The sequence below is a fragment of the Acinetobacter sp. FDAARGOS_515 genome (assembly GCF_003938865.1).
Classification (GTDB): domain Bacteria; phylum Pseudomonadota; class Gammaproteobacteria; order Pseudomonadales; family Moraxellaceae; genus Acinetobacter; species Acinetobacter ursingii.
In genome coordinates, this window is the sequence record NZ_RKIX01000003.1 from 1,669,581 (window position 1) to 1,687,228 (window position 17,648).

At 42.9% G+C, this 17,648-nt stretch carries 31 protein-coding genes and 1 pseudogene; 31 read left to right on the top strand and 1 reads right to left on the bottom strand.

The window, feature by feature from the left end; translation table 11 throughout:
- The first annotated feature begins 114 nt into the window (after positions 1-114).
- The 29 genes and pseudogenes from rpsJ (at position 115) to EGS47_RS09585 (ending at position 15,343) form a co-directional block, all read left to right on the top strand.
- Positions 115-426: a 30S ribosomal protein S10 gene (gene rpsJ / locus EGS47_RS09445; protein WP_004725677.1), complete on the top strand. Its 312-nt coding sequence runs from the start codon at positions 115-117 to the stop codon at positions 424-426.
- Between the two features lie 59 nt (positions 427-485).
- Positions 486-1,124 carry a 50S ribosomal protein L3 gene (rplC, locus tag EGS47_RS09450; RefSeq protein ID WP_044436526.1) on the top strand — a complete coding sequence of 213 codons (639 nt, stop codon included), beginning with the start codon at positions 486-488 and terminating at the stop codon, positions 1,122-1,124.
- A gap of 11 nt (positions 1,125-1,135) precedes the next feature.
- A complete protein-coding gene (gene rplD / locus EGS47_RS09455) occupies positions 1,136-1,738 on the top strand; it encodes a 50S ribosomal protein L4 (RefSeq protein WP_004985328.1) in 603 nt (200 codons plus the stop codon).
- Positions 1,735-2,055, top strand: a complete 321-nt coding sequence (gene rplW / locus EGS47_RS09460) for a 50S ribosomal protein L23 (protein WP_004985330.1) — start codon at positions 1,735-1,737, stop codon at positions 2,053-2,055. Before rplD ends, rplW begins: the two co-directional genes overlap by 4 nt.
- A gap of 11 nt (positions 2,056-2,066) precedes the next feature.
- Positions 2,067-2,891: a 50S ribosomal protein L2 gene (gene rplB / locus EGS47_RS09465; RefSeq protein WP_004985332.1), complete on the top strand. Its 825-nt coding sequence runs from the start codon at positions 2,067-2,069 to the stop codon at positions 2,889-2,891.
- A gap of 13 nt (positions 2,892-2,904) precedes the next feature.
- Complete coding sequence (gene rpsS, locus EGS47_RS09470; protein WP_004985338.1) at positions 2,905-3,180, top strand: 30S ribosomal protein S19; 276 nt, start codon at positions 2,905-2,907, stop codon at positions 3,178-3,180.
- Between the two features lie 11 nt (positions 3,181-3,191).
- Positions 3,192-3,521 carry a 50S ribosomal protein L22 gene (rplV, locus tag EGS47_RS09475; protein WP_004754247.1) on the top strand — a complete coding sequence of 110 codons (330 nt, stop codon included), beginning with the start codon at positions 3,192-3,194 and terminating at the stop codon, positions 3,519-3,521.
- 1 nt (position 3,522) lies between these two features.
- Positions 3,523-4,342, top strand: a pseudogene (gene rpsC, locus EGS47_RS09480) (30S ribosomal protein S3).
- Positions 4,282-4,695 (top strand): 50S ribosomal protein L16, encoded by a 414-nt coding sequence (rplP, locus tag EGS47_RS09485; RefSeq protein ID WP_004985344.1) that lies wholly within the window; start codon positions 4,282-4,284, stop codon positions 4,693-4,695. Before rpsC ends, rplP begins: the two are co-directional and overlap by 61 nt.
- A complete protein-coding gene (gene rpmC, locus EGS47_RS09490; protein WP_000849927.1) occupies positions 4,695-4,892 on the top strand; it encodes a 50S ribosomal protein L29 in 198 nt (65 codons plus the stop codon). The genes rplP and rpmC overlap by 1 nt, the downstream gene beginning before the upstream one ends.
- Positions 4,889-5,146 (top strand): 30S ribosomal protein S17, encoded by a 258-nt coding sequence (rpsQ, locus tag EGS47_RS09495; RefSeq protein ID WP_004924117.1) that lies wholly within the window; start codon positions 4,889-4,891, stop codon positions 5,144-5,146. The genes rpmC and rpsQ overlap by 4 nt, the downstream gene beginning before the upstream one ends.
- A gap of 90 nt (positions 5,147-5,236) precedes the next feature.
- Positions 5,237-5,605, top strand: a complete 369-nt coding sequence (rplN, locus tag EGS47_RS09500) for a 50S ribosomal protein L14 (RefSeq protein WP_004924120.1) — start codon at positions 5,237-5,239, stop codon at positions 5,603-5,605.
- A gap of 9 nt (positions 5,606-5,614) precedes the next feature.
- The gene (gene rplX / locus EGS47_RS09505) at positions 5,615-5,935 is read left to right on the top strand and encodes a 50S ribosomal protein L24 (protein ID WP_004985347.1); all 321 of its coding nucleotides are present in this window, start codon (positions 5,615-5,617) and stop codon (positions 5,933-5,935) included.
- Positions 5,936-5,950: 15 nt separating this feature from the next.
- Positions 5,951-6,487 (top strand): 50S ribosomal protein L5, encoded by a 537-nt coding sequence (gene rplE, locus EGS47_RS09510; protein ID WP_004985349.1) that lies wholly within the window; start codon positions 5,951-5,953, stop codon positions 6,485-6,487.
- A gap of 9 nt (positions 6,488-6,496) precedes the next feature.
- Positions 6,497-6,802 carry a 30S ribosomal protein S14 gene (gene rpsN / locus EGS47_RS09515; protein WP_004985353.1) on the top strand — a complete coding sequence of 102 codons (306 nt, stop codon included), beginning with the start codon at positions 6,497-6,499 and terminating at the stop codon, positions 6,800-6,802.
- A gap of 11 nt (positions 6,803-6,813) precedes the next feature.
- Positions 6,814-7,209, top strand: coding sequence for a 30S ribosomal protein S8 (gene rpsH, locus EGS47_RS09520; protein WP_004995115.1), 396 nt, complete (start codon positions 6,814-6,816; stop codon positions 7,207-7,209).
- Positions 7,210-7,222: 13 nt separating this feature from the next.
- Entirely contained in the window at positions 7,223-7,756 is a 534-nt protein-coding gene (gene rplF, locus EGS47_RS09525; protein ID WP_004985355.1) for a 50S ribosomal protein L6, read from the top strand.
- Positions 7,757-7,770: 14 nt separating this feature from the next.
- The gene (gene rplR, locus EGS47_RS09530) at positions 7,771-8,121 is read left to right on the top strand and encodes a 50S ribosomal protein L18 (RefSeq protein WP_004869518.1); all 351 of its coding nucleotides are present in this window, start codon (positions 7,771-7,773) and stop codon (positions 8,119-8,121) included.
- A gap of 2 nt (positions 8,122-8,123) precedes the next feature.
- Complete coding sequence (gene rpsE / locus EGS47_RS09535; protein WP_004657688.1) at positions 8,124-8,621, top strand: 30S ribosomal protein S5; 498 nt, start codon at positions 8,124-8,126, stop codon at positions 8,619-8,621.
- Between the two features lie 6 nt (positions 8,622-8,627).
- On the top strand, positions 8,628-8,804 hold the full coding sequence (rpmD, locus tag EGS47_RS09540; protein WP_004985357.1) for a 50S ribosomal protein L30: 177 nt from the start codon (positions 8,628-8,630) through the stop codon (positions 8,802-8,804).
- A 3-nt stretch (positions 8,805-8,807) separates the two neighbouring features.
- Positions 8,808-9,248, top strand: a complete 441-nt coding sequence (rplO, locus tag EGS47_RS09545; protein WP_004995114.1) for a 50S ribosomal protein L15 — start codon at positions 8,808-8,810, stop codon at positions 9,246-9,248.
- A gap of 45 nt (positions 9,249-9,293) precedes the next feature.
- Positions 9,294-10,613, top strand: a complete 1,320-nt coding sequence (gene secY, locus EGS47_RS09550) for a preprotein translocase subunit SecY (RefSeq protein WP_171063242.1) — start codon at positions 9,294-9,296, stop codon at positions 10,611-10,613.
- Between the two features lie 20 nt (positions 10,614-10,633).
- On the top strand, positions 10,634-10,750 hold the full coding sequence (gene rpmJ / locus EGS47_RS09555; RefSeq protein WP_000867907.1) for a 50S ribosomal protein L36: 117 nt from the start codon (positions 10,634-10,636) through the stop codon (positions 10,748-10,750).
- Positions 10,751-10,858: 108 nt separating this feature from the next.
- Positions 10,859-11,215: a 30S ribosomal protein S13 gene (gene rpsM, locus EGS47_RS09560; RefSeq protein WP_004985363.1), complete on the top strand. Its 357-nt coding sequence runs from the start codon at positions 10,859-10,861 to the stop codon at positions 11,213-11,215.
- Between the two features lie 19 nt (positions 11,216-11,234).
- Positions 11,235-11,621, top strand: a complete 387-nt coding sequence (rpsK, locus tag EGS47_RS09565) for a 30S ribosomal protein S11 (protein WP_001040166.1) — start codon at positions 11,235-11,237, stop codon at positions 11,619-11,621.
- 12 nt (positions 11,622-11,633) lie between these two features.
- Entirely contained in the window at positions 11,634-12,257 is a 624-nt protein-coding gene (gene rpsD, locus EGS47_RS09570; RefSeq protein WP_004985367.1) for a 30S ribosomal protein S4, read from the top strand.
- 18 nt (positions 12,258-12,275) lie between these two features.
- Positions 12,276-13,283, top strand: a complete 1,008-nt coding sequence (locus EGS47_RS09575; protein ID WP_004924164.1) for a DNA-directed RNA polymerase subunit alpha — start codon at positions 12,276-12,278, stop codon at positions 13,281-13,283.
- Between the two features lie 18 nt (positions 13,284-13,301).
- Positions 13,302-13,679, top strand: a complete 378-nt coding sequence (gene rplQ, locus EGS47_RS09580) for a 50S ribosomal protein L17 (protein ID WP_004924167.1) — start codon at positions 13,302-13,304, stop codon at positions 13,677-13,679.
- Between the two features lie 167 nt (positions 13,680-13,846).
- A complete protein-coding gene (locus EGS47_RS09585) occupies positions 13,847-15,343 on the top strand; it encodes a flavin-containing monooxygenase (protein ID WP_005002029.1) in 1,497 nt (498 codons plus the stop codon).
- Between the two features lie 73 nt (positions 15,344-15,416).
- Here EGS47_RS09585 and EGS47_RS09590 read toward each other — a convergent pair whose 3' ends face one another.
- Entirely contained in the window at positions 15,417-16,589 is a 1,173-nt protein-coding gene (locus EGS47_RS09590; RefSeq protein WP_005002031.1) for an acyl-CoA dehydrogenase family protein, read from the bottom strand.
- A 188-nt stretch (positions 16,590-16,777) separates the two neighbouring features.
- Between EGS47_RS09590 and EGS47_RS09595 the strand changes: the two genes are divergently transcribed.
- Both EGS47_RS09595 and EGS47_RS18650 read left to right on the top strand, forming a co-directional pair.
- Positions 16,778-17,035 carry a succinate dehydrogenase assembly factor 2 gene (locus EGS47_RS09595; protein ID WP_005002033.1) on the top strand — a complete coding sequence of 86 codons (258 nt, stop codon included), beginning with the start codon at positions 16,778-16,780 and terminating at the stop codon, positions 17,033-17,035.
- Positions 17,028-17,411, top strand: a complete 384-nt coding sequence (locus EGS47_RS18650; RefSeq protein WP_228128594.1) for a hypothetical protein — start codon at positions 17,028-17,030, stop codon at positions 17,409-17,411. Before EGS47_RS09595 ends, EGS47_RS18650 begins: the two co-directional genes overlap by 8 nt.
- Positions 17,412-17,648: the final 237 nt, after the last annotated feature.

Consider the following 17,648-nt stretch of genomic DNA (forward strand, 5'->3'; position numbering starts at 1 on the left):
GACAGTCGCGGCATCGATCGTGACCTTAGTGATTTTCACTGCCTTTGACACTTACCAATGGGTGAGGTGCGTCAAAGGTGATTCTTTATATATTTTGGCTTGGAGTTTACTGGTATGTCTAACCAGAGAATCCGTATCCGTCTTAAGTCTTTTGATCATCGTCTGATTGATCAATCTTCTCAAGAGATCGTAGAAACCGCTAAGCGTACTGGCGCACAAGTGTGTGGTCCAATCCCGATGCCTACTCGCATCGAACGCTTCAACGTTCTTACTTCACCGCACGTAAACAAAGATGCGCGTGATCAGTACGAAATCCGCACCTACAAACGTTTGATCGATATCGTTCAACCAACAGATAAAACTGTTGATGCATTGATGAAATTGGATCTTGCAGCGGGTGTTGATGTTCAGATCGCATTGGGTTAAGGCTTTCGGGTTAATTAGTGCCTGGCATTAATTAAGCTGCTTTTTTAGAGGTTACACACATGGCTATTGGTTTAGTCGGCCGCAAGTGCGGTATGACCCGTATCTTTACAGATGCCGGCGTCTCTGTGCCTGTTACAGTGATTGAGGTTGATCCTAACCGTATCACTCAAATTAAAACGCTTGAAACTGATGGTTATCAAGCGGTTCAAGTTACTACTGGTGAACGTCGTGAATCTCGCGTAACCAATGCACAGAAAGGTCACTTTGCGAAAGCGGGTGTGGCTGCTGGTCGTTTGGTTAAAGAGTTTCGCGTGACTGAAGCTGAGCTTGAAGGTCGTGAAGTTGGCGGCAGTATTGGTGTTGATTTGTTCACAGTGGGTCAAATTGTTGACGTTACTGGTCAATCAAAAGGTAAAGGTTTCCAAGGTGGTGTTAAGCGTTGGAACTTCCGTACCCAAGACGCGACTCACGGTAACTCAGTTTCTCACCGTGTTTTAGGTTCTACAGGTCAAAACCAAACTCCTGGACGCGTGTTCAAAGGCAAAAAAATGGCCGGTCACTTAGGTGATGAACGCGTAACAGTACAAGGTCTTGAAATTGTATCCATTGACGCAGAACGTTCAGTTCTTGTTGTTAAAGGTGCGATTCCTGGTGCTACTGGTGGCGACGTTATCGTTCGTCCTACGATCAAGGCCTGAGGGGAAATAACGTGAATTTAAAAACTGTTTCCGGCTCTGCTGTTGAGTTGTCTGAAGTTGCTTTCGGACGTGAATTTAATGAAGCGCTTGTACACCAAGTGGTTACAGCTTATTTGGCTGGTGGCCGTCAAGGTACGCGTGCTCAAAAATCACGTGCTGAAGTATCTGGTGGTGGTAAAAAGCCATTCCGTCAAAAAGGTACTGGCCGCGCTCGTGCTGGTTCTATTCGTAGCCCAATCTGGGTTGGCGGTGGTAAAACTTTTGCTGCACGTCCACAAGACTGGTCTCAAAAAGTAAACCGCAAAATGTACCGCGGTGCAATGCAATGTATCCTTGCTGAACTTGTTCGTCAGGATCGTCTTGTATTGGTTGAAGAGTTTGCTGTTGCTGCTCCTAAAACTAAAGAATTGCTTGCAAAACTTAACGACTTGAATGCAGCTCGTGCACTTATCGTGACTGATGCTGTAGATGAGAACTTATATCTTGCTGCACGTAACCTTCCACACGTTGATGTGGTAGATGCTGCTGCAATCGATCCTGTTAGCTTGATCGCGTTTGATAAAGTTGTCATGTCTGTAGCTGCTGCTAAGAAAATTGAGGTAGAACTCGGATGAACAACGAACGTATCTATCAAGTCCTAAAAGGACCGGTCTTCTCAGAAAAGGCACAAGTTTTAGGTGATACTGCTGGTGTTCAAGTGTTTAAAGTTGATATTAATGCAACTAAGCTTGAAGTTAAAAAAGCAGTAGAACAACTATTTGGTGTAGAAGTTGTTAAAGTTAACACAACTATTACTAAAGGTAAGACTAAGCGCTTTGGTAAAACATTAGGACGTCGTTCTGATGTTAAAAAAGCATACGTCACCCTGAAAGCTGGCCAAGATGTTGAAATGGCTGACTTGGGCGATACCGCTGAAAGCGCAGCGGAATAAGGACGAAAATTATGCCGATTCAAAAATGTAAGCCAACGTCTCCAGGACGTCGCTTTGTAGAGAAAGTGGTGCATAGCCATCTTCACAAAGGCGCGCCTTATGCACCGTTGGTTGAAGCTAAAAAACGTACTGGTGGTCGTAATAACAACGGTCACATTACGACTCGTCACGTTGGTGGTGGACACAAGCAAAACTACCGTATCGTTGACTTTAAACGTAACAAAGATGGCGTTCCTGCAACTGTAGAACGCATTGAGTACGATCCTAACCGTACAGCGCATATTGCTTTGTTGAAATATGCTGATGGTGAACGTCGTTACATCATTGCGCCTAAAGGTTTGCGTGCGGGTGATAAAGTTCAATCTGGTAACGATGCTCCAATTCGTCCAGGTAACTGCTTACCACTTCGTAATATGCCTATCGGTTCTACACTACATAACGTTGAACTTAAAATCGGTAAAGGTGCTCAAATTGCACGTTCTGCTGGTACATCAGTTCAGTTGTTGGGTCGTGATGGTTCTTACGCAATCATTCGTCTGCGTTCAGGCGAGATGCGTAAAGTACACGTTGAATGCCGTGCTGTTATTGGTGAAGTTTCTAACCAAGAAAGCAACCTACGTTCATTGGGTAAAGCTGGTGCAGCGCGCTGGCGTGGTGTTCGTCCTACCGTTCGCGGTATGGCGATGAACCCAGTTGACCATCCACACGGTGGTGGTGAAGGGCGTAACAAAGGTATCCAACCTGTAAGCCCATGGGGTCAAAAAGCGAAAGGGTACAAGACTCGTACCAATAAGCGTACGACTAAGATGATTATCCGCGACCGTCGCGTCAAGTAAAGGAATCTGACTAATGCCTCGTTCATTAAAAAAAGGTCCATTCGTCGACGCGCATTTGTTCGCTAAGGTTGAAGCTGCTGTAGCTGCTAACAACCGTAAGCCGATCAAAACTTGGTCTCGTCGCTCAATGATTCTTCCAGATTTTGTTGGTTTAACAATTTCTGTTCACAATGGTCGTAACCACGTTCCAGTAATCATTACTGAACACATGGTTGGTCATAAACTCGGTGAATTCGCGCCAACTCGTACCTATCGTGGTCACGGTGTTGACAAGAAATCTAAACGTTAATAGGTGTCATGATGGAAGTAACTGCTAAATTACGCGGTGCCGCTATCTCGGCACAAAAGGCACGTTTGGTTGCAGACCTAATCCGTGGCAAATCTGTTGCTCACGCGCTTAATATCCTAAACTTCAGCAACAAAAAAGCTGCTGTTTTAGTGAAAAAAGCTTTGGAATCTGCAATTGCAAATGCTGAACACAATAACAGTTTAGATGTAGACGACCTTAAAGTTTCTACGATTTACGTTGATGAAGGCATTAGCCTGAAACGTATTATGCCACGTGCTAAAGGCCGTGCAGATCGTATTACTAAGCGTACTTGTCACATCACCGTTAAGGTAGGGGTTTGATATGGGTCAGAAGGTTCATCCAATCGGTATCCGCCTAGGTGTTGTGAAACGTCATAACGCTAACTGGTATGCGAATCCGAAACAATACGCTGAATACTTGCTTAAAGATCTTCAAGTTCGTGAGTTTTTAACTAAAAAACTTAAGAGCGCGATGGTGAGCAATATTCTTATCGAACGTCCAACAGGTGCTGCTAAAGTAACCATTAGCACTGCTCGTCCTGGTATCGTAATCGGTAAAAAAGGCGAAGACATTGAAAAATTACAGCGCGAACTTACCAATATTATGGGTGTTCCTGCGCAAGTAAGCATCAACGAAATCGATCGCCCAGACTTAGATGCGCGTTTAGTTGCTGAAGCAATTGCTTCTCAATTGGAAAAGCGTGTGATGTTCCGTCGTGCTATGAAGCGTGCGGTTCAAAACACTATGCGTGCTGGTGCTAAAGGTATCAAAGTTGAAGTTTCAGGCCGTTTAGGTGGTGCAGAGATTGCACGTACTGAGTGGTATCGTGAAGGTCGTGTACCTTTGCATACACTTCGTGCGGACATCGATTATGCAACTATGCGTGCAGAAACAACTTACGGTACGATTGGTGTTAAAGTCTGGATTTTCCGTGGTGAGATCTTAGGTGGCATGAAACAAGTCATGAACCCTGCTCCTGCTGAAGAGCGTCCAGCTAAACGCGGTCGTGGTCGTGGTGAAGGTCAAGAACAGCGTCGTGGACGTCGTAATGACCGTGCTGCTGACAAGGGAGAATAATCCATGTTGCAACCTAAACGTACCAAATTCCGTAAGATGCACAAAGGCCGTAACACTGGTCTAGCGCATCGTGGTAGTACAGTATCATTTGGTTCGATTGCGATTAAAGCGACTGAACGTGGTCGTATGACTGCGCGTCAGATTGAAGCTGCGCGTCGTACTATTAGCCGTCGTATTAAGCGTGGTGGTAAAATCTTCATCCGCGTATTCCCAGACAAGCCAATTACCGAAAAACCATTAGAAGTACGTATGGGTAACGGTAAAGGTAATGTGGAATACTGGGTTTGCGAGATCAAGCCAGGTAAGATCCTGTACGAAATTGAAGGTGTGAACGATGAATTAGCAACTGAAGCATTTAAGCTTGCTGCTGCTAAACTTCCGTTTAAAACCACTATCGTGACTCGGACGGTAATGTAATGAAAACTAAAGATCTACGTGAAAAATCGGTAGAAGAGTTGAAAGCGTTGCTTGATGAGCAACAGCTTAACCAATTCCGTCTTCGTATGGCGAAAGCGACTGGTCAATTGGGTAAATCGCACGAAGTGCAAATTGCTCGTAAAACTATCGCTCGTATCAAGACACTCCTTACCGAAAAACAGGGGAACGGACAATGAGTGAAAAAACAGTCCGCACGTTAACCGGCAAAGTCGTAAGCGACAAAATGGACAAGTCTATTGTTGTTCTTATTGAACGCCGCGTTCAACACCCGTTGTATGGCAAATCAATCCGCCGTTCAACTAAACTACACGCTCATGATGAGAACAATGTTGCTAAATTAGGCGACCTAGTGACCATCAAAGAAAGCCGCCCAATTTCTAAAACTAAAGCTTGGACTTTAGTGGAAGTGGTTGAAGTAGCTGCTGAGTAATTACGTTCTTGTTGCATCATCGGTCAATTTCGAGTACTCTTTGAGCCTTTCGAAATTGCGACCGGTGTTGCTCGGTTTTGGAGTAGGGCAATGATTCAAACCGAAAGTATGCTCGACGTAGCAGACAATAGTGGTGCTCGCCGCGTACAATGTATTAAAGTACTAGGTGGTTCACATCGTCGTTATGCTTCTGTTGGCGACATTATTAAAGTTACTGTTAAAGAAGCAATTCCACGTGGCCGTGTTAAAAAGGGCGACGTGATGAATGCTGTTGTGGTACGTACTAAGTTTGGTATTCGTCGTCCAGACGGTTCTGTGATCCGTTTTGATGACAATGCAGCTGTATTGTTAAACAACAATAAAGCTCCGATTGCCACTCGTATTTTCGGACCAGTGACTCGTGAACTTCGTACTGAACAGTTCATGAAAATCATTTCATTGGCTCCTGAAGTTCTATAAGAGGCAATCATGGCTAAGATTAAAAAAGGCGATACGGTTATCGTGATCGCAGGTAAAGAAAAAGGCAAACAGGGTACTGTTCTGTCTGTTTCTGAAGACCGCGTTAAGGTTGAAGGCCTTAACTTAGTGAAGAAGCATCAAAAGCCGAACCGTGTAACTGGCGCTGAAGGCGGCATCGTTACTCAAGAAGCTTCGCTTCATATCTCAAACGTGGCAATTTTAAATGCTACAACCCAAAAGGCTGATCGTGTTGGTTACCAAATTGACGAAAATGGCGTGAAAACTCGCGTTTATAAGTCAAATGGTGAATCAGTGGCGACAGCAAAGTAATAGGTTGACACGGCAATGGCCAGACTTAAAACACGTTACAATGAAGAACTTAAAGCTAAGTTACAACAGGAACTTAGCATTAAGAATGTAATGGAGATTCCTCGCATTACAAAAATCACCCTAAACATGGGTGTAGGCGCAGCTGCAACTGACAAGAAATTGTTAGATGGTGCTGTTGCTGACATGACTTTAATTGCTGGTCAAAAACCAGTAGTTACGCTTGCACGTAAATCAATCGCAGGTTTCAAAATCCGTGATGGTTGGCCAATTGGTTGTAAAGTGACTTTACGTGGCGAACAAATGTACGAATTCTTGGACCGTTTGATCTCAATCGCAATCCCTCGTATCCGTGACTTCCGTGGTTTCTCAGCGAAATCTTTCGACGGTCGTGGTAACTACTCAATGGGCTTGAAAGAGCAAATCGTTTTCCCTGAAATCGATTTTGATAAGATTGATCGTATTCGTGGTATGGATATTACTATCACTACTACTGCTCGCACCGATGACGAAGGCCGTGCGCTTATGCGTGCATTCGGCTTCCCGTTCAAATAAGAGGTCGATATGGCTAAGAAAAGTATGATTAATCGCGAGTTGAAACGCGAACAAACCGTTGCTAAATACGCTGCAAAACGCGCTGAATTAAAAGCGATTATTGCCAACGTAAATGCAAGCGATGAAGAGCGTTTCCAAGCGACATTAAAGTTACAGGCATTGCCACGTAACGCATCTCCAGTACGTCTTCGTAACCGTTGTGGTTTGACAGGTCGTCCTCATGGTTACTTCCGTAAGTTCGGTCTAAGCCGTAACAAATTACGTGATACAGTAATGCAGGGTGATGTACCTGGCGTTGTTAAGGCAAGCTGGTAAGGAGCAACTAAATGAGTATGCAAGATACCGTTGCCGACATGCTAACACGTGTTCGTAACGCACAAATGGCAAAGAAACAAACTGTTTCTATGCCGTCTTCTAAGTTGAAAGTTGCAATTGCCAACGTTCTTCAACAAGAAGGTTATATTTCAAACGTAGAAGTTGCTCAAGAAGAAGCAAAAGCTACTTTGACTATTACGTTAAAATATTTTGAAGGCAAACCAGTTATCGAAACTGTGAAGCGTGTAAGCCGTCCAGGTCTACGCCAATATCGCGGTAAAGATAAACTTCCAAGCGTTAAGCAAGGTTTAGGTATTGCAATTGTTTCTACAAGCAAAGGCATCATGACTGATCGCGCTGCACGTGCTGCAGGCGTTGGTGGTGAAGTTATTGCTTTTGTTTCTTAATAGGTGATTCCTCATGTCTCGTGTGGCTAAAGCCCCAGTAACTGTCCCTAACGGTGTAACAGTTACTCAGAACGGCCGGCAGGTCGAAGTGAAAGGCACTAAAGGTACATTGTCTTTCAACCTGCATGCGCTGGTCGAGCTAAAACAGGAAGAAGGTAAACTTCAACTAGCTCCTGCAAAAGAGTCGAAAGACGCTTGGATGCAAGCTGGTACTGCTCGCGCTGTGCTTAACAACCTTGTAAAAGGCGTAAGCGAAGGCTTCGAACGTAAGTTGCAACTTATTGGTGTTGGTTATAAAGCTGCGGTGAAAGGTACAGTTGTGAACCTTAACCTTGGTTTTTCTCACCCAATCGATTACAACCTTCCTGAAGGCGTAACTGCTGAAACTCCAACTGCGACTGAAATTGTTTTGAAGTCAGCAGACAAGCAGTTACTTGGTCAAGTTGCTTCTGAAATCCGTGGTTATCGTCCACCAGAGCCGTATAAAGGTAAAGGTGTTCGTTACTCGAACGAAGTTGTTCTTCGTAAAGAAGCTAAGAAGAAATAAGGCGCGAGGTTCTTATGAACGAAAAGAAACAATCCCGTTTGCGTCGTGCGAAAAGCACACGCTTGCACATTCGTGCATTGGGTGCGACTCGTTTGTGTGTAAACCGCACTCCGCGTCACATCTATGCTCAAGTGATTTCCGCAGATGGTGGCAAAGTATTAGCGCAAGCTTCTACTTTGGATGCCTCTTTACGTAGCGGTTCAACTGGTAACGTAGACGCAGCTACTAAAGTAGGTGCTTTAATCGCAGAACGTGCGAAAGCTGCTGGTGTAACGAAAGTTGCATTTGACCGTTCTGGTTTTAAATATCATGGTCGTATCAAAGCCTTGGCTGATGCTGCTCGTGAAAACGGCTTGGAGTTCTAATCATGGCTAAAGTTGAACAAAACGAAGGTCTTGTTGAAAAGCTGGTTGCCGTTGACCGTGTAGCCAAAGTTGTTAAGGGTGGTCGTATCTTCTCTTTCACAGCGTTAACAGTTGTGGGCGATGGGAATGGTCGTGTAGGTTTTGGTCGTGGTAAAGCACGTGAAGTTCCAGCTGCTATTTCTAAAGCGCTTGAAGCTGCACGTCGCAACATGATTACTGTAGACCTTGCTGGTACTACATTGCAACACCCTGTGAATGCTCGTCATGGTGCAAGCCGTGTATACATGCAACCTGCTTCTGAAGGTACTGGCGTAATTGCTGGTGGCGCAATGCGTGCTGTTTTGGAAGCTGCTGGTGTACATAACGTACTTGCTAAATGTTATGGTTCTACGAATGCGGCGAACGTTGTAAACGCGACTTTTAAAGGTTTGCGTGATATGACTTCTCCTGAGAAAGTTGCTGCAAAACGTGGTCTTTCAGTAGAACAAATTCAAGGGTAATCAATCATGAAAACGATTAAAGTTACCCAGACTAAATCTGCTTCGCATCGTTTGAAAAATCACAAACTTTGCCTTCAAGGTTTAGGTCTGCGTCGTATTGGTCATACTGTAGAAGTGCAAGATACGCCTTCTAACCGCGGTATGATCAACAAAGTCTACTATATGGTTAGTGTAGAGGAATAAGCCATGACTCTGCGTTTAAATGAACTTTCACCTGCTGAAGGTGCAAAGCGTGAACATCGTCGCTTGGGTCGTGGTATCGGTTCTGGCGTTGGTAAAACTGGTGGCCGTGGTGTTAAAGGCCAAAAATCACGTAAAAGTGGTGGCGTTCGTCCAGGCTTTGAAGGTGGTCAAACAGCGATTTATCGTCGTTTGCCTAAATTCGGTTTCACTAGCCAAATCGCATTGAAAACTGCGGAAGTACGCTTGTCTGAACTTGCAAAAGTTGAAGGTGATATTGTTTCACTTGAAACTTTGAAAGCTGCGAACGTCGTTCGTCGTGATCAGACTCGTGCACGTGTTGTTCTTTCTGGTGAAGTAACTCGCGCGTTTACAGTGCAAGGTGTTGCTTTGACTAAAGGCGCTAAAGCTGCGATTGAAGCGGCTGGCGGTAAAGTCGAGGAGTAATACCGAGTGGCTATGTCTCCTAGTTCTTCAGGTCATGTCAACATGATGAAAGGACAACCATTTCATGTGAAATATCGTGAAATTATTCGCCGATTAATGTTCTTGGTTGGTGCATTGTTGGTCTTTCGACTAGGAGCGCATATTCCGTTACCGGGTATTGATAATGTAGCGCTAGCCCGTTTTTTTAAAGCCAATGAAGGAACCTTCTTGGGTTTATTTAACATGTTCTCTGGCGGTGCATTAGAACGTATGTCAATTCTGGCTTTGGGAATTATGCCGTACATTTCTGCATCGATTATCGTGCAGTTGATGTCAACGGTTGTTCCATCGTTAGAAGCTTTGAAAAAAGAAGGCGAGCAAGGCAAACGTAAAATCAATCAATACACACGCTATGGCACCTTATTCCTTGCTTTGGTGCAGGGGGTAGGGATGTGTGCAGGCTTGATCAGTCAGGGGATTACTTTGACTTCAGGTCTGGCATTTTATGTTCCAGCAGTGACTTCATTGGTCGCTGGAACTATGTTTTTGATGTGGCTTGGAGAGCAAATTACCGAACGTGGTATTGGTAATGGTATTTCCATGATTATTTTTGCAGGGATTGTTGCGGGATTGCCAAATCAGGTGATTCAGGGCTTTACTTCTGTACAAAATGGTCAAGGCAGTTTAATTGGAATGGCTGTATTTGCTTTGTTATCACTTGCGGTTCTTGCTGCAATTGTTTTCATTGAGAAAGCACAGCGTCGTATTCCAGTCAACTATGCACAAAAACAGCAAGGTCGTCGTGTGTTTACTGCACAGCAAACACATTTGCCATTAAAAATTAATATGGCAGGTGTTATTCCAGCAATTTTTGCCAGCTCACTGTTATTATTTCCAGCGAGTTTAGGTCAATGGCTTGGAAGTGCTGATCCAAATGCAGGAATTGTGAAACGTGCTTTGCAAGATTTGGCACTCGTGTTATCGCCTGGACAGCCGTTATATCTCATGCTTTTCGGTGCGTTAATTATTTTCTTCTGTTATTTCTATACAGCACTGGTGTTCAGTCCCAAAGAAGTTTCAGAAAACTTAAAACGTAGCGGTGCATATGTACCTGGTATACGCCCAGGGGAGCAAACGGCTCGTTATTTAGATCATATTTTGAATCGTTTGACTTTTATCGGCGCGATTTATATTACTGTAGTGTGTTTAATGCCAATGATTCTGCAAAGTTCATTTGGAATTCCATTTCACCTCGGTGGTACATCGTTGTTAATTGTTGTTGTAGTGGTGATGGACTTTATGGCGCAACTTCAAGCGCACCTGACTTCACATCAATATGACAATCAAACGTTAATGAGAAAAACGACTGCTCATCCTAAGGGATAAGCGCACTTAGAGGTTTCATCATGAAAGTACAAGCTTCTGTAAAGAAAATTTGTGGTAGCTGTAAAGTTATCCGTCGTAATGGGGTTATTCGCGTGATTTGCAGCGCAGAACCTCGTCATAAGCAGCGTCAAGGTTAATCTGATCAAGACCTGTTGATTTCAGTAGGCGAATTAGGTTAATATCCGCCCCTCAAAGTTTTTTTGTGGGGCGGTTGATTTATCTACTGCCTTTTTGGAGAAAAGTGAATGGCTCGTATTGCCGGTGTAAACATTCCGGATAACAAGCATGCTGTTATCTCACTTACGTATATTTTTGGTATTGGTCGCCACACATCTAAGAACATCTTAGCTGCTGTAGGTATTGCACCAACAACAAAAATTCGTGAGTTGGATGATGCTCAGCTTGATGCGATTCGCGCAGAAGTTGCCAAGGTTCCGACCGAAGGTGATTTACGTCGTGAAATTTCCATGAACATTAAACGTTTAATGGATTTAGGCTGCTATCGTGGTCTTCGTCATCGTCGCAGCTTGCCTGTCCGTGGACAACGCACCAAAACTAACGCACGTACCCGTAAAGGTCCGCGCAAACCGATTAAAAAGTAAGATTTCTGGAAGCTAAAAGATGGCTAAAGATACTCGCACACGCAAGAAGGTCACTCGTACCGTCTCTGAAGGTGTTGCACACATTCACGCGTCTTTTAATAACACCATTGTTACGATTACCGATCGTCAAGGTAATGCATTGGCTTGGGCCACCTCAGGTGGACAAGGCTTCCGTGGTTCACGTAAATCAACTCCGTTTGCTGCTCAGGTAGCTGCTGAAGTTGCTGGTAAAGCAGCTTTGGATTACGGTTTGAAAAACCTAGACGTCCTTGTAAAAGGTCCTGGTCCAGGTCGTGAGTCTGCGGTTCGTGCATTAGGCGCAGTGGGTTATAAGATCAACAGCATTACCGATGTGACTCCAATCCCTCACAACGGTTGCCGTCCACCTAAAAAACGTCGCGTGTAAGGAGAAACATTCATGGCTCGTTATATTGGTCCAAAATGCAAACTCTCTCGCCGCGAAGGGACAGACCTGCAATTAAAATCTGGCGTTAAACCGTTTGACGTCAAAACTAAAAAACATGCTAAAGCGCCTGGTCAACATGGCCAAGCTCGCGGTAAGCAATCTGAGTATTCACTACAATTACGTGAAAAACAAAAAGTACGTCGTATGTACGGTGTGTTAGAGCGTCAATTTAGTAATTACTATAAAGAAGCTGCTCGTGTAAAAGGTGCAACAGGTGAAAACTTGTTGAAATTGCTTGAAAGCCGCCTTGATAACGTAGTTTATCGCATGGGTTTTGGTTCTACACGTGCAGAAGCTCGTCAGCTCGTATCTCACCGTTCTATTACTTTAAATGGCCGTCGTGTTAACATTGCGTCTATTCAAGTAAAAGCGGGTGATGTGATTGCAGTACATGAAGGTGCTAAACAACAATTACGTATCAAAAACGCAATTGAATTAGCTGCTCAACGTGGTATTCCTGCTTGGATGGAAGTTGATCATTCTAAGTTTGAAGGTACGTTCAAAGCTGCACCAGATCGTTCTGATCTACCTGCTGAAATCAACGAAAGCTTGATTGTAGAATTGTATTCTAAATAATCCTTGAGGTAGCAATAAATGACGCGTACTGCAAACGAGTTTCTAACTCCGCAAGCGATCAAGGTCGAAGCGGTGAGCGGGACCTCGGCAAAAGTGATTCTGGAACCTTTAGAGCGTGGTTTTGGTCATACTCTAGGTAATGCTTTACGTCGCATTCTATTGTCTTCTTTGCCTGGCGCTGCTGTGGTTGAAGTGGAAATAGAAGGCGTCGAGCACGAGTACAGTACTTTAGAAGGCTTGCAGCAGGACATCGTCGAGCTCTTGCTGAACCTAAAAGGATTGTCTATTAAGCTGTTCGATCAAAATGAAGCATATTTGACATTGGAAAAACAAGGTCCTGGCGATATTACTGCTGCGGATCTTCGTTTACCGCATAATGTTGAAGTGGTTAACCCAGAGCATTTGATCGGCACATTGAGTGCCTCAGGTTCAATTAAAATGCGCCTGAAAGTTTCTCAAGGTCGTGGTTATGAAACTTCTGACTCGCGTTTCCCTGAAGGTGAAACACGTCCTGTAGGTCGTCTACAGTTAGATGCTTCTTATAGCCCAATCAAACGTGTTTCTTACACCGTTGAAAATGCGCGTGTTGAACAACGTACTGACCTTGATAAACTGGTCATTGATCTTGAAACCAATGGTACTGTTGATCCTGAAGAAGCGATCCGTAAAGCGGCAACAATCTTGCAACAACAAATTGCAATTTTTGTTGATCTTCAGAAAGATCAGGCACCAGTGGCTCAAGAACCTCGTGAAGAAGTTGACCCAATCTTGCTTCGTCCAGTAGATGATCTAGAGCTTACTGTTCGTTCTGCTAACTGTTTGAAAGCAGAAAATATTTACTACATTGGTGATCTTGTTCAACGTACTGAAGTTGAGTTGTTAAAAACTCCTAACTTAGGTAAAAAATCGTTGACTGAGATTAAAGATGTTTTAGCTTCGAAAGGCTTGCAACTCGGCATGCGTTTAGAAAACTGGCCACCTGCTAGTTTACGCATGGACGATCGTTTCGCCTATCGTAGCCGTTAATTAAGTAGGACTATCACCATGCGTCATCGTAATAGTGGTGTGAAATTAGGCCGTACAAGCAGCCATCGTAAAGCGATGTTCCAAAACTTGGCGAATTCTTTGTTTGAACACGAGTTGATTAAAACAACTGTGCCTAAAGCAAAAGAATTACGTCGTGTTGCTGAGCCTTTAATCACTCTAGCAAAAAACGATACAGTAGCAAACCGTCGTTTGGCGTTTGCTCGTACTCGTTCAGCTGCAACTGTAGGTAAATTATTTACCGTACTTGGCCCTCGTTACAAAGAACGTAACGGCGGTTATCTACGTGTGCTTAAAGCGGGCTTCCGTGCAGGTGATGCTGCACCAATGGCTTATGTTGAGCTTGTAGATCGTGAAGTAAACACTTCAGCAGAATAAGATACTTATTCAAAAAAAAGATCGGTTTTTACCGATCTTTTTTTTGCCTTTTGAAAAATTGTCCTCAAGTGATAAGAAAAAGCGACAAATGACCCAAACTTGACATTGAACATTGTCAAATTTGTGCTTTAATAAAATGGAATAGTTCTCAAGGTTATAAAAACAACATGGAAAAGATCGTTGATGTATTAATTGTAGGTGCAGGTATTTCTGGGATTGGAATTGCGGCACATCTTGCTAAGAATTCTCCACAACGTCAATTTGAAATTATTGAACGTCGTGACAGTATTGGTGGAACTTGGGATTTATTTCGTTATCCTGGCATTCGCTCTGACTCTGATATGTCGACTTTTGGTTTTAATTTTAAACCATGGCGTAGTGCAAATGTACTCGCGGCTGGCCCCGCAATTAAAGGATATCTAGGCGAAGTGGTTGATGAATTTGATTTAAAGAAAAAAATTCATTTTAAGCATCGCGTGCTTGCAGCCAATTATGATACAGCCAAGAAAAAATGGTTTGTCGAAATTGAAGATGCCAATCAGAAAAAGCAAACATGGATTGCGAATTTTGTCGTTGGTTGTACGGGTTATTATAATTATGATCATGGCTTTGAACCTGATTTTCCAAATAAGGATATTTTCAAAGGTCAATTTATTCATCCACAGCATTGGCCTGAAAATCTGGACTATACAGGCAAGAAGGTGGTGATTATTGGTAGTGGCGCGACTGCGATTACGTTGGTGCCAGCAATGGCAAAAGGAGGAGCAGGGCATGTCACGATGTTACAGCGCTCACCAACTTATATTGCGTCTATTCCTTCAATCGATTTTGTCTATGATAAAATGCGTAAGCTTCTACCAGAAGATGTCGCTTATAAATTGACCCGTGCGCGCAATATCGGTATGCAACGTGGTATTTATGCCTTATCTCAGAAACAACCACAGTTAGTGCGTAAACTGCTTTTAAAATCAATTGAAATGCAGCTTAAGGGCAAAGTGGATATGAAGCACTTTACGCCGAGCTATAATCCTTGGGATCAGCGTTTGTGTGTCGTACCTGATGGTGATTTATTTAAGATTTTGCGTTCTGGTAAGGCTAGCGTTGAAACCGATCAGATTGAGAAATTTACTGAAACAGGTATTCAGCTAAAATCAGGTAAACATCTTGAAGCCGATATTATTGTTTCAGCAACGGGTTTAGAAATCCAGATTTTGGGTGGTATCAAAGGGACGATCGATGGACAGCCTCTGGATACTTCAAAATCAATGCTGTATCAGGGTGTCATGGTCAGTGATGTACCGAATATGGCGATGATCATCGGTTATATTAATGCGTCATGGACACTCAAAGTGGATGTCGCCGCAGACTATATTTGTCGTTTGCTGAATTATATGGATAAAAATGGCTATGATGAAGTCATTCCAGAAGGTGATCAAACCGAGTTAATGGATGATACCGTGATGGGAAGTCTGTCATCGGGTTATATCGCCCGTGCCGCCAGTGTGATGCCAAAACAAGGAAAGCATGCACCGTGGAAAGTGACTAATAACTATCTGGCAGATCGTAAGGCACTTAAAAATGCGCGTTTTGATGATGGCGTTTTAAAGTTTCATAAAGTAGAGACAAGCGTTGAACGAAAATCCAAGCCAAAATTAGTTTCATAATCTCGATATGTAAATTAGAAAAGGAGCTTAGATAAGCTCCTTTTTCATTGCATTAGCAAAGATGGGTTAACGATCAGAGTGTCCGTGAAATCAATTCTTTCATAATTTCATTGGTTCCTGCGTAGATGCGATTTGCTCGGTTATCGATATAGGCACGAGCAATTGGATATTCCAGCATATAGCCATAGCCACCATGAAGTTGTAAACAATCATCCACGACTTTGGAGAACATGTCTGAAATTTTATATTTGGCTGCTGCGGCTGCATCTATCCCTAATCGTTCTTCGAGTTGTAATTGCATACAGCGATCTAAATACGTTCTACAAAAGTCGATTTCAGTACGGAGTTCAGCGAGTTTGAACCGTGTATTTTGAAATGATCCAATTGGTTTACCAAAAGCTTTACGATCTTTGGTGTATTGAACTGTATGAGCAAAAGCAGCTTCAGCACCTGCCTGACAGATAATGGCAACTAACATGCGCTCCCATGCCAACTCTTTCATGAGCATCATGAAGCCCATACCTTCCATACCTAGCAAGTTTTCTTTAGGGACGCGAACATTATCAAAGAATAATTCGCAAGTATCTTGACCTTTCATCCCAATTTTATTCAGCGGTTTGCCTTTACTAAAACCAACGCGATCAGCTTCAACGATGATTAAGGATAAATTGGCTGAACCCTTTTCATTATTTCCAGTTTTACACACCACAATGGCCATATCGCATAAATAGCCATTGGTGATAAAAATTTTAGAGCCATTGATGACATATTCATCGCCATCTAAAACAGCAGAAGTACGTACAGCTTGCAAGTCTGAACCTGTTCCAGGTTCGGTCATGGCAATCGCAGTGACGACTTCTCCACTTGCCATTTTTGGCAGCCACTTCTGTTTTTGTTGTTCATGACCAAAATTATTAATGTAATTGGCAACGATATCAGAATGTAATGAAAAGCCCGTACTGGAGTCCATGGCATAGGCTTGTTCTTCAATCAAAATCATACTGTAAAGACGATCCACTCCAGAACCACCATATTGTTCAGGCATGGTGGTACATAACAATCCCAAATCGCCTGCCTTGTTCCATAAATCACGATCAACATGTTGTTGTTTTTCATATTTTTCAATATTGGGAACTACTTCTTTTTCGTAAAATTTACGTACAGTTTCACGGAAGGCTTCATGCTCTTGATTAAAAAGATTGCGCTCCAGCATATTAGGAATGGGACGAATCGCAGCTGATTGCATTGTTATTGTATCCTTGCAGTTTGTTTTCTCAGCGGAAAGTAAAAATCATCTGACTCAGGCAAACAATAGGATGAATGCTCAAAAGTGAAGTGCGAATGATGGATTTAGTCATTCAGCTCAATCAATTACCCACAAACCTATGCTGATCGGTTAAACTAGCGGGGTTTTTTATCGACTTGGGGAATCTAATGTCTGAAGAACTTACGCTCGAAGAGCGCAAGGTGATTTATCGTGCGCGACGCGGCCTGAAAGAAATTGATGTCTATTTTGATCCTTATGTCCGTAATCATTACCTGAGCGCTGAAGCCGCAGAAAAAGCACTTTTTGCTGAATTGGTTGATCAGGAAGATCCAGATTTACTGGATTGGTTTATGGAAGTATCAGAGCCACCGAAGCCAGAGCTCAAAACTTTTATTTTGAAACTCAAGCATTACGTGCATGGTTAATCATCAATTTCAACTGAAACGCAGCTTGCTTGCCCTGTTGTTTCAGTTGGGAATGTTGCTATTGATCGGAATCATCTGGTTTCAGCTTTTTCCATTTTATATATTTTTAATTGCGATATTTTTGGTAATCATTACTTATCTTGCGTTCTTGAGACGTTCGAAAATGCGCTCTTTGGCTTATCTCGATCAAGATCTTTGGTCAATTCAATGGCGCAATCACAGCAAAATTGAACATGTGCAGCTTTATCGCGTGATAGATCACCACATTTATATAGTTCTATATTTTAATCAAAATCGCAATTCGCAGATCATTTGGCGTGATCAAGTAAGTTTAAATCAATGGAAACAGCTCAAAGTCATGGCAAAACTGGTTTAATTGTTAAACAATTTAAAAAATAGAATAAAATTAAAATAGATTAAAATCATAATCTTAAGTTATTTAAATAAAATTTAGGCACATATTGTCTGATCAAATCATTGAAAAAACAGCCTAAACAGGCATTGTCTAACAATTTTAAAGTTGTGTCTCAAAGACATCAGTTAAAGTACAAATACCAACGTAAAGTGTGAAGGAGGTCAGAAATGATCGATATTCCAACGTGGTTGTTTCCAG